Below are 12,458 nucleotides of genomic sequence, written 5' to 3'. Positions count from 1 at the left end.
ATACGTTATTGTACCAAGGGCCCAGAATTCCCATAGCAAATAAAGCACCTAGTCATTTACGCTTCCCGTCTAGTATCTAATTTCAAAGCTTAACATCAAAAGTTACACGATGGTGTCCAAGACTCGCTATGAGTTATTTGTTAAACATTTTTCAGCGGGAATCTCACCTACTTTATGACACGGCAATATCACGGCAAACCTCATGTCAACGATGACCTCTTAATCTGGTCCCAGCAACTATTTTTTTTATCGCCTTTTTAAATGCGTAAGTTATTCCATTATATTTACATTGTGCAATGAAATGAGCCATATAACCAGAAAAACGTTTCGGTAATATTTTCGGAATTTTCTTTTTCAAATCAAAAGCATATGTCTCTACAGGAGAATACCATGAAGAATCGTAGTGATGAATCGTATGCGTATTAGCAGTAATAGTTAATTTCCCCGTTTCAAAATCTTGTGGACAAAAATATTCACTAGGGAATACTGTTAGTTCTCCACAATTAAACACACCCTCCTTATAGTTATATCCTAAGGAGTACAATGCTTTTGTATTAATTTTAGGGGCTGGAGTCAAATCAGGCTCCCCATCCTTAATAAAACTCATCGTGTTATATGCATCCAACATACATTTTAGTGTCTTATTCCCAATGGTACCACCAAAACCAAGTCCAAGCGCAACATATTTAGAATTTTGTTCTACTCCACAAAACGCGTCCAATTTCAGCAAGTCATCAAACGGTTTTAATAATTCAACATCCGTATCTAAATAAATACCTCCATGGGTGTAGACTATATCTAATCTTGCATAATCCGGAACAAATCCGTACTTCTTATTTTGATAAGCTTCATACATATATCTGTTTTTGGTAACATCATAATTTGTCTCATTCCATTGAATGATTTCATAATCCGGGCAATATTTCTTCCAACTCTCGATACATTTTAAGGCACTTTCTGGCAATGGATTTCCACCAAACCAGCAATAATGTATTATCTTAGGTATCAATTTCTCTCCTCCGAATCATTTTCCCGCCATTTTTGTAAAGAGCACTCAACTATCAAAACACATCAAAACTAATAGAATAATCTTCGTATATTATTATTACAACTATATCCTAGTCTTAAAATCACTAATTTTACAGTTGAAATACTCCAAATTCTTTCCTAACACTTCAATATCATCAAACCACCAATTCGTTTGCATGATTTTATTGCGCTCAAATTCAGTAAATCTCCAACCAATGTGCTTAGATGGTACTCCACCTACAATTTCATACGGCTCAACATCCTTAGTTACAACTGCGCCTGCTGCTATTACCGCTCCATTACCAATGTTTACTCCTTCTAACACAATTGCATTAAGACTAATCAGCACATCGTGTCCTATTTTAACTTTATTTCTTTTTTCTGTAGGTCCCCCAGCAAAAGGATGCGTTGTTCTTTTATAAAGATCATGTTCAAAGGGATTAATATATACACCACTGGAAATTGAACAGTAGTTACCTATTTCACAGTTTTCTAAACTTGAATTTTTATTTATATAACTATTCATTCCTATTGATACATCATCAGTAACTATAGAATTTTCTGCTATCAATACTCCTTTTCCGTATGTTGCTTTAAGACTAGCTTTAGTACTATAAATCTTTGTTCCTGCTTTTCTGTTATATATTGAAAGTAAAAAAACCTTTATAATATATTTCATCATTTTTTTAATATCTCTTAACATATTTTACTCCCCCCTTTTATTGGGTAAAATCAAATTTTTAATATATTTGAAGTATTCACGCATACTGAAAACAAACATTAATATAATAATGAGAATTACTACTATTATTTCTACATTTGAATCTAACAAGAAGAATGCCAATGTTGAAATAGCAATTACCGAAAGTAGCGATGCTAATTTTACTACTTTCAGATTTATATCATACATCCTTTTTAGTTTAGTCAATCTAAGAACCATAAGTATAACAAAACTTAAAGCTAACACCACGGCAGCTCCATAAACGCCATAATACTTGGTAGCAAAATAACCTAATATAATATTAACCAAACTTGAAAGTAGTGTACTTATGAGGATGTAGTTGGTTTTTTTTTCTGTCATAAATAATGTTCCTAAAAAACCTGCCAAAGAATTTGCACCTACTCCTATCACAGTTGCAGGAACTAGATATATAGCCTCGTGATATTGATCGCTTATCACATACGGAAAAATAACTTTAGATACAAGGATAAACACTGCGACTCCATATGCCACACCCGTTGTCATAATATCTATAAATATAGGATAATTTTTTTTTCGTTCACTTTCATTTGTCATTAAATACGCAGTTTCATTCCAGGCAAATTGCAAAACGGATACAAGCAGTGTAATCATAGATGAAAACTTATTTGCTATTGCATATATACCATTTGCAGAATCTCCATTAAAATTTATGACTAAAAACTTTGTATATCCGCTCAAAAGCCAGTATGAAATCGTTGCAATACAAAGGGGGAATGAAAACTTAATCATTTGCACTATTAGTGCATAATCCGTTTTGCTTATTCTAAAATGGCGCAGTACTCCAACTTTCAATTCTATTATGAGTAATTGAATAATAATACCAATGATTGATGAAACATAAATAGATTTAATATCCCAACCTAAGCCAACAATAAACGCTATGTTCAGCAAGGCTGTTGTTAATGTTCCAATAACACCTGAAAACACAAATAGCTTATTTGCCAAGAATATTCTTGCTGTGTATGTGTACAAATAATTTAGAGCATACAACAAACCATAAATAATAATATACTCAAAATACTGAAATTCAAAAAAATATTGTACCAAAGAAAATAAAGCAAAATAGATAACACAACCGAATAAGCATACGACAATTGAATTAGTAATTACATTTTGTTTATCTTGTTTCTTGTCGTAATCAAACGCATATCTATACATCCCATCCCATATTTGAAAGAAAGCGATAGGTGCAATCAAATTGATAATGGTCATTACAAAATCATAGGATCCAAACTGATCAGGACTTAAATTATTTGTATATAACGGCAATAACAAAAATGAAACAAGCTTAATAAGAACATTACCAGTTAAAAAAACCAATGCGGTTTTTATAAATCGTTTAAGCCTCAATATTTTACCTACCTTTCCCTTTAGCTTGTTTCAGTAGAATCTATAACTTAGACTATTAATGTGATCTAAATGCTCATAATGGAATCTAAACATAATGTTTACTATTTTTTCTGGACAGTGGGAAGTTCTCATAGAAAAATAACCCAATCAAGCGAAGACATGATAACCTAAGGTTCCCACACCAAAAAACGAGATCAATCGCCGAAAAGATTACATTTAGTAGTTCACCTGATTCTTAAGCGATTCACCAAACCGTGTTAAAATATATCGATTCTATCTTGCATCAATTTCGCCCTTGCTGCTACAGAGGAACTGCTTACCTATGATTTGTTGTTACCACCATCGGCCTCATGTTGCGCTCAGATCGTCTGGGTATGACCTCCTTAATCCGTGATTTGTCTTTGCAGCCCCATTACTGTGAGAGCCTTATCCATTTCTTTTGTTCTTCAGCGTGGTCTTTGGAGTCTCTTCGGTTAACTTGGCTTCAGGTCGTGATGCAAATGGCCTCACTCCTTTATATTAACGAAACGGCTGTACTTATCGGCGATGGGATGAAGCAGACAAAGGAAGCTCGGCGGATGCCTGGTGTCAAGAAACTTCATCAGGAATCTGAGAATTTCTCCAAGGCGGAATACATCTTTGGTCATCTGTTTGGCGCTGTTGGCATTCTTATGGGAACACCACAAAAGTGGTTTTGCTTGCCGTTGTTCATTAATCTGCAAAATGACGTGAAAACCATATTCAGCTAGAACGAACCCTCTGAGTCCCAGCATTCGCTTGTTGTACAGATGATCGAACAGGGCTTTTCGGCTGCCAAGACACTCGGGAAAGCCCTGTTCCTGTTGGATCGCTATTTCCTGTCCGTTCCTGCGCTGGAGCGCTTGAACGAGCTAAACGCGCCTGGAGACTCGGACGCACATCGTTTCGAAAAACAAGTCAAACGCAGTCGCGTATGAGCATCCTTCAAAAGAGAAGAAAGAACGAGGCAGCTCACGAAAAAAGGGAGCTGCCGTCCAACTGAAGTCCCTGTTTCAGAGCCGTGCTGCAGAGTTTCAAACAGCTACAGTGACGATTTATGGGAAGGAAGAAACCATCCAATACATGTGTCTAGATATGCTGTGGGGACAGCGGCTGCACCAGGAACTGCGTTTTGTCCTGGTTCGGTTTGGTGACCAGTTGTCCATCCTCGTGAGTACCGACCTGACTTTGGAAGGGACGGACATCATTCGCTTGTACGGATACCGCTTCAGGATCGAATGCACATTCCGTGAAATGAAACAGGTAATCAGCGGATTCAGCTACCAGTTCTGGAGCAAATTTATGCCGAAGCTGATGCGCTACTTGAGAAAGGGAGAACCTCATCCTCTGGAGTCCGTAACCGATGAGCGGGATAAGGAAAACTTTCGATTAACGGTCAAAGCTATTAAATGCTACGTCATGTGCAGTTGCATTGCCATGGGTCTGTTGCAACTGGTGACAGTACGTTATTCGTCCCTCGTTCCAAGCCTATTTTTCCGATATCTGAGAACGCCTTCCAACACCATTGTTTCCGAAGCAATAGTCATGGTTTATTTGCGCAAATCTATTTTTCGTTTGTTTGCTCGCAACCCGCATTTATCCATATTCCAAATAATTCAAGCATAGCAGGAAATCACTGATAGCCACGCTGATTCGCTAGCCTCTTAATGCTTAGAACTTTTGACTGTCCAGTATCATTTGATTTCACATACACATAACTATTCGCTAACGCTATTGTGAGAACAACTAATATATGATTATTAATTGATTCTGTTAATCCATTAACAAGTACCATTACGACAGCTAATAAAACATATTTCCCTTTTAAATCTTTTATATTGATATGGCTTATAGCTTTAAAAAATCCAAGGATATACAAAAGGAAAGCCAATATTCCGCCTTCTAAAAAAATTTCCACAACAAAATTATGGGCCTCCGTAACAATATTATATCCGCCATAAGCATTCGGAAATATAATTTCCGCACCTCTTCCATACCCAAATAATGGGTTGTTACCTAGATAATCAAAAACACCTTGCCAAATAACTGTCCTATAAGTTAGGTTGCTATCTTTGCCCAAAAACGTAGTAAACTCAATCCAGTATTGATTCTGAGCTAAAATACTAGTAAACACTAGCAATAGAAAATAAAAAGAAAAAGTACCGTATAATACAATCATTTTATTTACTCTAAATCTATAAAAAAGTAAGGCTAAGATAACAGCTACTGCTGCTACAACTATTCCTGTTCCACTTCCTGCAATAATTACTGAAAGTGCCGCCAAAATAAAGAGTATTATAGTGAAATGGTTAATCTTACCATACTTGTTTATTGAGTAGACAACCCGAAGAAGCATCGCGGGAATCAGAACCATAGAAAGTCTATTCTTTGTACCAACAAAATACATTGCATAATCGTCTCTACCAATTTGTAGAACTGAAATAAAATTTATAATAACTATTACAGCAGTAATAGCAGAAATAGCTTTTAATATGTGTTCCCAATCCCTAATCATTAAAAACACAAATAACGAAGCAGCCAGGCACGACGTCATAACTCCGAAGCTAAAACCCTGATTGTATGTTGTTACCATAAATATTTCCATTTGATATAACGCAAAACAGATTGTAAAGAAGTCAAACTTTATAATTCCCTTGCGAAACAGTAATATAATAGAAATAAAAACTGATAATACTTTAAATCCATCTAAAATAGCACTGCTAAATAAAATATTTATTCCGCCAATTCCAATAAAAGGTGTAATGATAAGAATGTACATAATTATTATACCTATACTTTTATCTGTTTTCATAATTGAATCAACCTTTTGGATTATTGTCCAGATTACATGCAAGATCACTGGCGAATTAAACCGCAAAACAAATCGTGGCTATTATTTTAATTAGTAATTTTAAGTAACCAATAATTTCGCATTATTTATTTAAGATTGTCATAATTATCCTTCTAGTTTTAAACAATATAATTCCATTTATTAATTTTAAGTAACCAATATTCAAAGTTTTACAAATTTCACCATTTGAGTTACCACTGGCCTTTGCCACTTCTTCAAACTGACCTATTTTTATCAAATTATAAGGAAAACTAGCAGTTTTTAGTGATAACTGAGTACAATAAATAAATCCCTGATAGTTATTGACATACATTTCAACATTGTTTTTTTGGGTTAATCCGTCATCTAAATAATTACACTTACAAATCACATGATTATACCAGCGTATCTTATATCCGTCCAAAGCAATTCGATCCCATGATGCGGATTCTCTCAAAAAATTTTCCCCCTGAAACTCAGGAAATGGATACTCTATTAAAATGTCTCTCTTATACACTTCTGCTTTATCACCTTCTAGTCCTTTTTTTGTTCTTTCTATGTTAGTAGCATCTATAAAAGTATCATCATTATCTTGATCGCCAATTACCCTAGGACTATTACTCCAGCCTTTTAACCCAGAAATCCCCGCGAAATCGTTACTAGCAACCTCTTTTAAATGACTTGAAACAAATGCAATTGCATCAGAAGTAAGATAATCATCGCTATCTAGTATTAATATATATTCTCCTTTGGCTTTTGAAACCCCAAAATTAACAGCCCTATGCTTTCCACCATTAGGTTGCTTAAAATAATGAATTTTAAAATCAAGTGTTTGTTTTATCCAAGTTTCTACTAATTGTGAAGTTTCATCGGTTGATCCATCATCCACAATCACCCACTCAAAGTCATTATTTGTTTGGCTACATAAAGACTCATAAGCATTCTTCAGGATATAGCCTCTATTGTACGTTGGAGTCAATACTGTTATCATATATTATTTACCTCGTCAATAATCATTCTGTTATATAAATGTTTGCCTTTCAGCATCAACGACAAACACTTATAAAATCCTAATTCGCTAGTTTTGGATTTGTGACGAATTACGAACTGAAAAATCCACAAGTAACAAAATCCAGGAGACATAGCTGCATAAACAGCTCCTAGATCGATAAAATATTTTTCCGTATAGCCTGTAAACCAACTTGAATTTCCATCCCCATCATCTATATCCGCAACATATTCAGGCGATGAATGTGCAATTATTCCTCTTTGTAAACAATCATGTAAAAACAAAGAGTCTTCACCGCACGAAATATTGGCGCCAGCCCCAAAATTTGGTGCAAAACATATCCTTCTATTAATAATTGACGAACGTCTAAAGGCTATTCTTGCAGATCCGTATCTCATAATATTGAAGAAACGCAATCTTTTCCTTTGCTTATTAATATACCGCTTACTCACATTACCTATTGATTTAAGATTAAAGGTAAATAGTCCGACCATCGGATTTTTTTCAAACTCGGATAATATAATATCAGCATACCCATCTTTCAATATTTCATCATCGTCAACTAAAAGACAAATATCTCCCGTTGCTTTTGACAGTGCCACATTTCTACTACGAGAAAGTCCCCTTTCTGCCACATCAAACCACTTAATTGTAAAATTGTCTTTTTTAAGTTCATGATACTCATAGTGATCACATTGGTTAATAATTATTGCATCAGTTTGTATATTCATATTCTCAATCAACGAAAAGTCTTTTTGTCTCATCGTTGATACCAATATTTGAATTGATAGCATATGCACCTCCAAATTTTTCCCTTATTTTACCTTCAGATAAATAAGTTGAAATTTTTTTCACCCTCACATCTATTCAACGCTTTTTTCTGATATCTGGTGCCTTCTATAAGTATCTAGTTTCATCATTATCCAAGGACTTACACAACCACCAAGCAACATCATTTTTCTATAAAGTGATATTTCCCTTTTTGTCATGAGTCTAAAGGTATTGCGTCTTAAGTAGGAGCTCCATCTTTTATAATCTTTCTGATGTTTCTTCTCCAAATCGTATTTCTTAATTTTCACTATAGCCCCTAAGTAAAAAAGACAGAGGTGCAAATCTTGCATTGTCTTGACTTTCGAACTGTTTAATATAACTTGCTTTCTAATGTTGACTAATGCTTTTTCACCGTTATATAACTTATTGATATCGAACTTTGTTGTTGCTGATGCTTCGTTGTTTCGTCTGTAATAGTAAACTTTGCGATTTCCTACACCAACAAATTTAGATATTTGTGATACAGTGGTAATAAAGGTCAGTCCTTCTCCATAAAATAAATTAGTCGAAAACCATAAATTGTTGTTAACTATTAAACTTCGTTTAAAAATTTTATTCCAACACCCCACAATAACATCTGGTGATATAAGTAGTGCTGTCGCATCTTCTGATTGTAATTTCTTTATATATTCGCTTTCAGTTTGCTTTTCACCACTCTTGGTATAGCAACATTTTGAAAGGCAGAATTCCGAGCCTGTATTTTCAATTATACTAAGCATGTACTCAACATAATCCTGTGCAATATAATCATCTCCATCCACAAAAACCAAATAATCTCCCGTCGATATTTCAATGCCACTATTTCTTGCAGCACTAACCCCGGCATTTTTTTTGTGTATAACACGAACTCTGCTGTCTTGTTGCGAAACACAATCTATAAGTTGTCCTGTTTTGTCTGTTGATCCATCATCCACAACAATTACTTCAATATTTGTATAGCTTTGATCTAATACGGATAAAAGACACTTTTCTATATACTTCCCCACATTATATGCTGGAATGATTATTGAAACCAGGAACTTTGAAGTTTCATTATCATGATTACCTACCATTTTCCCCCTCCATCTACCGTAGAGCATTTACAAGGAACTCCACAGATTTCATCCTTTCTTTCTCAAGGACAACTTTACTATTACTGAAATCAATCGGTGAATCTAATAACTCCATGGTTGGATTAAATCGCTCATCTAATGACACCAATTTCAGAAATGAAACCAATCGGGATGATTGTTTTCCAGCAGAGCCATATTGTCTTTCAAATGTGTAAAAAGGTACTCTATAATTAACGGCAAATGCTGTCCCGTGAAACGAATCCGTGCAAACGTAAGAGGCATTTTTAACATACTGGACGAATTCAACAGGTCCGGCATCCGGTGCAATATCGAACCAATCGGTCATTTCTCTTTGATAAGGAAGGGCTATTACCTTCAGTTTATTATTTTGGGTTAATTTCTTGATACACTCTATTGCGTAATCAGATGGTTCATTTAAAAAGTACGCTAATATATACTGTTCACTGTCTGACACGTCTTCATTTAATTCCAAATATTTATCCCACTTTGTTCCATCTAGCAACAACGTAGGATCAATCAAATGAGCAGCATCCTTATTAGTCAATTCCTTAATTATAGAAACACCAGATTCTTCTCGCACTGAAAGATTCGGGATATCTGAAATGTATTTTGTGATTATACTCTTATTGTAATCAGCAATTTTATCTCTTCCAAAACTTGGAGAAAATGCAATTCTTTTCTCTTTTGGCGCAAATCTTAAGTAATACTGAGGATCTACATATAATGCTTCTGCATTCCAAATCTGATCACTTCCGCACAAAAACGCCTTAAAATCATTACTCTTTGCAAGGCGCTTTAATTGATTCCATGTACAGTAATATGGTTGAATTTTTTTAAGTCTAAAAGTTTTGAATAACTCTTTTGAGTGTTCAGAATAGGGTTTACTCATGTTATCACTATAAACGTTAACTCTTTTTTTAATATTATGAGGTTGTTTCAAAAGCCTAATAGCGATAACAGCGACTTTCTTTAGTCTTACATCCCTACCTTTGATAAGACTACCTATTAATGAAATATTGATTCCCTGATATCCCAGTTCATTCAAGATCACCTTACTTGCATATGCCTGCAATGCCGAACCATAATTAAATCCAGTGTGTACAGTAGATATTCCAATTTTTTTCATAACGTTCTCCTCTTGACAATCAATTCAACAAAAAAATTATTTGCATTTAATAGCTGATTATTGCCCTCTATTTTTCCATCTCTGCATGATAGAGCACCCTCGCCTGTATGCACTATCTCATTCCGGAAGATAAGAGAATTCGCCTCTGTCTCTATAGCCTTTAACATTAAATCAAATTTCACCTCAACGTCAATTGCATCTAATCCATCATTTTCCGTATGATACTTTTTAAAAATAACATAGTATCTGTTTCGGTCGTATGATGCATTACTTAATATTCAGCAATTCAACAGAATACGCTAATTTCAAGTTTTACAAGTGGAGAAAGTTGTGTTACTAAATGATATTTAGCGTACCTTCGCTATTTCCTATTTATAAATAGATTTATAAGTTTTGTAGGGGAAAATATCAAAGAAAGACTTAAGTTTTTAATCATATAAAAATACCTTTTCCTTCGGAGCTCCGCAAAAGCTAATACAGCATAATGTCTCATTTTTATATACCTTTGTTCTTTTTGTGTTAGTCTATCAAAGTATTTCTTTTTATATTCATAAAGTTGATTCTCGCCTTTTATTTTCCCATCCCCACTAGATAACCCGTCTGTTTCACTGTGTACATAAGCTTTAACCTCACATCCAGGCAAATAACTAAAAATCCCTTTCCCGTCTATTGCCTTCTGCATTAAATAGAACTCATCTCCAACATTAATTTGAGAAAACAGCCCAATATCTATCAGATATTTCTTTTTAAACATCATGACATCTGTTCCTGTCATATGATACATTAGATGATATCTCGTCAAACTTTCTGATGAAAAATCTTTAATATAGTCTCTAATACGTTTTTCAATCAGCTTATCTTTTTCATCATAGAGCCATAAGTCTGTGAGTGAAAAGTCTGCACCTTCTTTAGACATATGCTCAACTTGTTTCCTTAATTTGTCGGGTAAATAAATATCATCATCATCTAAAAAAGTTACATACTCGCCTGTAGCTACCTTAATTCCTATATTTCTAGTTTCTGCAGACCCTTTATTATTCTTGTTCTGGATATATATAATTTCCACATTGTCTGAGATCTTCATACTGTTAACAATATTATCGATTTCAGTATTCCATTCAACATCAGCATTGTCATCAACCACGATAATTTCAAAATTAGAGTACGACTGTGTAATTAAAGATTGTAAAGCTTTTTTCAGTGCTTCTTTTCGTCTATATGTTGCTACAATAATTGATACCTTAGGAGAGTTATGCGATGACATATCTTTCTCTTTATGAATCATAGTTGTAATGTTCATTTTTAGATCTCCACGTATTGTTTCACTGACTCTATATCAGTTTTTTTCGTTCCAGTTCCACCTTCAACAACCCCATCACTCTTCAAAACACTTACAATGGTCAAAAAGAAACACTTAACATCCATCCAAAGGCTAAACTTCTCAACATAATCGCCGTCTAACTTTGCCTTAAACTCGATAGGAAGCTCATCCCTTCCATTAATCTGAGCCCAACCAGTTAAACCGGGGGGGATATCATTGGCACCATACTTATCCCGTTCAGCGATCAGGTCATACTGATTCCATAGTGCTGGTCTTGGCCCAATAATACTCATATGTCCCACAAATATATTCCAAATCTGAGGAAGCTCATCAAGTGAGGTTTTTCTTAGGAATTTCCCCATCTTTGTGATATACTGCTCTGGGTTATCTAATAAATGAGTTGGAGTGTCCTTCGGTGTATCTATTCTCATGGTTCGAAATTTCAATATATTGAAATGTGTCTTGTTGATGCCAATACGTTTTTGCCTAAACAGCACCGGGCCTCTTGAATCTAGCTTAATAGCAACAATTAGAAATAAATAAATTGATGACAATACTATAAGTCCAATTAAAGAAAGAATAACATCTATCAATCTTTTCATTTTCATATACATGCCTGTAACACTCCTTGAAAGTTATTTAGTAAGTTAGAACTTAATTGGAAATCATTCACCTTTCCAACCAACTACTAAACCACTAAAATTGTATCCACTTCTCATAGCCACTTCCGAATATCTATTCAATCTAACAACCAAATGCGGAATAAATATTCTTGATTTAATTACCCTATACAGAATTTCTTCCTATCATATAAACCTTTCAATCAATCTATAAATCTCACTAAAAAGACCTCAAATCCCTTTCCCACAATGTATCTAGCGTACCTTCTAACTACGATATACAGTTCTCCCTATTATCCAATTAGATTCATTGATTATTTCTATATTAATTTAACTTGTAACTGTTCATTCCCCGCAAGTTCATTTAATTAACAAAACAAGTATTAGAGAATTAATATTTTTCAATTAATTTAATACCTAAAAAAATAAAACCCAAAAGACGCACTCATTAATAGTATTAATGAGTTCGACCCTTTTTTCATCCATCG

The 12,458-nt window shown here is 34.4% G+C and carries 12 protein-coding genes; 1 reads left to right on the top strand and 11 read right to left on the bottom strand.

All coding sequences use genetic code 11. The features are described from left to right. Positions 1–205: 205 nt before the first annotated feature. The 3 genes from FJQ58_RS03665 to FJQ58_RS03655 form a co-directional block, all read right to left on the bottom strand. On the bottom strand, positions 206–1,009 hold the full coding sequence (locus FJQ58_RS03665; protein WP_139991079.1) for a glycosyltransferase family 32 protein: 804 nt from the start codon (positions 1,007–1,009) through the stop codon (positions 206–208). A gap of 102 nt (positions 1,010–1,111) precedes the next feature. Then, positions 1,112–1,732: a CatB-related O-acetyltransferase gene (locus FJQ58_RS03660; RefSeq protein WP_139991078.1), complete on the bottom strand. Its 621-nt coding sequence runs from the start codon at positions 1,730–1,732 to the stop codon at positions 1,112–1,114. 3 nt (positions 1,733–1,735) lie between these two features. Next, entirely contained in the window at positions 1,736–3,142 is a 1,407-nt protein-coding gene (locus tag FJQ58_RS03655; RefSeq protein WP_139991077.1) for a lipopolysaccharide biosynthesis protein, read from the bottom strand. A gap of 500 nt (positions 3,143–3,642) precedes the next feature. Here FJQ58_RS03655 and FJQ58_RS32520 point away from each other — a divergent pair, with 500 nt between their 5' ends. Next, positions 3,643–3,891, top strand: a complete 249-nt coding sequence (locus FJQ58_RS32520; protein ID WP_238403771.1) for a hypothetical protein — start codon at positions 3,643–3,645, stop codon at positions 3,889–3,891. A 358-nt stretch (positions 3,892–4,249) separates the two neighbouring features. Here the strand turns inward: FJQ58_RS32520 and FJQ58_RS32835 are convergent, their stop codons facing one another. The 8 genes from FJQ58_RS32835 to FJQ58_RS03615 all read right to left on the bottom strand — a co-directional run bounded on the left by FJQ58_RS32835 (position 4,250) and on the right by FJQ58_RS03615 (position 11,964). Then, a complete protein-coding gene (locus tag FJQ58_RS32835; protein WP_238403769.1) occupies positions 4,250–4,504 on the bottom strand; it encodes a hypothetical protein in 255 nt (84 codons plus the stop codon). Between the two features lie 289 nt (positions 4,505–4,793). After that, positions 4,794–5,972 (bottom strand): O-antigen ligase family protein, encoded by a 1,179-nt coding sequence (locus tag FJQ58_RS03645; protein WP_139991076.1) that lies wholly within the window; start codon positions 5,970–5,972, stop codon positions 4,794–4,796. Positions 5,973–6,093: 121 nt separating this feature from the next. Then, positions 6,094–6,981, bottom strand: a complete 888-nt coding sequence (locus tag FJQ58_RS03640; RefSeq protein WP_139991075.1) for a glycosyltransferase family 2 protein — start codon at positions 6,979–6,981, stop codon at positions 6,094–6,096. Then, positions 6,978–7,793, bottom strand: a complete 816-nt coding sequence (locus tag FJQ58_RS03635) for a glycosyltransferase (protein ID WP_139991074.1) — start codon at positions 7,791–7,793, stop codon at positions 6,978–6,980. The genes FJQ58_RS03640 and FJQ58_RS03635 overlap by 4 nt, the downstream gene beginning before the upstream one ends. Before the next feature lie 69 nt (positions 7,794–7,862). Further along, a complete protein-coding gene (locus FJQ58_RS03630; RefSeq protein ID WP_162341282.1) occupies positions 7,863–8,882 on the bottom strand; it encodes a glycosyltransferase family 2 protein in 1,020 nt (339 codons plus the stop codon). Positions 8,883–8,895: 13 nt separating this feature from the next. Beyond that, entirely contained in the window at positions 8,896–10,029 is a 1,134-nt protein-coding gene (locus tag FJQ58_RS03625) for a polysaccharide pyruvyl transferase family protein (RefSeq protein ID WP_139991072.1), read from the bottom strand. Between the two features lie 361 nt (positions 10,030–10,390). Next, complete coding sequence (locus FJQ58_RS03620) at positions 10,391–11,329, bottom strand: glycosyltransferase family 2 protein (RefSeq protein ID WP_139991071.1); 939 nt, start codon at positions 11,327–11,329, stop codon at positions 10,391–10,393. A gap of 2 nt (positions 11,330–11,331) precedes the next feature. Beyond that, positions 11,332–11,964 (bottom strand): sugar transferase, encoded by a 633-nt coding sequence (locus tag FJQ58_RS03615; protein WP_139991070.1) that lies wholly within the window; start codon positions 11,962–11,964, stop codon positions 11,332–11,334. Positions 11,965–12,458 lie beyond the last annotated feature (494 nt).

Origin of the sequence: Paenibacillus paridis, from assembly GCF_006345825.1 — a bacterium.
GTDB classification, from domain to species: domain Bacteria; phylum Bacillota; class Bacilli; order Paenibacillales; family Paenibacillaceae; genus Pristimantibacillus; species Pristimantibacillus paridis.
This window is presented reverse-complemented; position numbering and strand designations above follow the sequence as displayed.

Coding starts and splice junctions, on each gene's coding strand:
- FJQ58_RS03645 (WP_139991076.1), bottom strand. CDS start 5,972: ATGAAAACAGATAAAAGTATAGGTATAATAATTATGTACATTCTTATC.
- FJQ58_RS32835 (WP_238403769.1), bottom strand. CDS start 4,504: ATGAGGTTCTCCCTTTCTCAAGTAGCGCATCAGCTTCGGCATAAATTT.
- FJQ58_RS03635 (WP_139991074.1), bottom strand. CDS start 7,793: ATGCTATCAATTCAAATATTGGTATCAACGATGAGACAAAAAGACTTT.
- FJQ58_RS03630 (WP_162341282.1), bottom strand. CDS start 8,882: ATGGTAGGTAATCATGATAATGAAACTTCAAAGTTCCTGGTTTCAATA.
- FJQ58_RS03625 (WP_139991072.1), bottom strand. CDS start 10,029: ATGAAAAAAATTGGAATATCTACTGTACACACTGGATTTAATTATGGT.
- FJQ58_RS03660 (WP_139991078.1), bottom strand. CDS start 1,732: ATGTTAAGAGATATTAAAAAAATGATGAAATATATTATAAAGGTTTTT.
- FJQ58_RS03620 (WP_139991071.1), bottom strand. CDS start 11,329: ATGAACATTACAACTATGATTCATAAAGAGAAAGATATGTCATCGCAT.
- FJQ58_RS32520 (WP_238403771.1), top strand. CDS start 3,643: ATGGCCTCACTCCTTTATATTAACGAAACGGCTGTACTTATCGGCGAT.
- FJQ58_RS03615 (WP_139991070.1), bottom strand. CDS start 11,964: ATGTATATGAAAATGAAAAGATTGATAGATGTTATTCTTTCTTTAATT.
- FJQ58_RS03640 (WP_139991075.1), bottom strand. CDS start 6,981: ATGATAACAGTATTGACTCCAACGTACAATAGAGGCTATATCCTGAAG.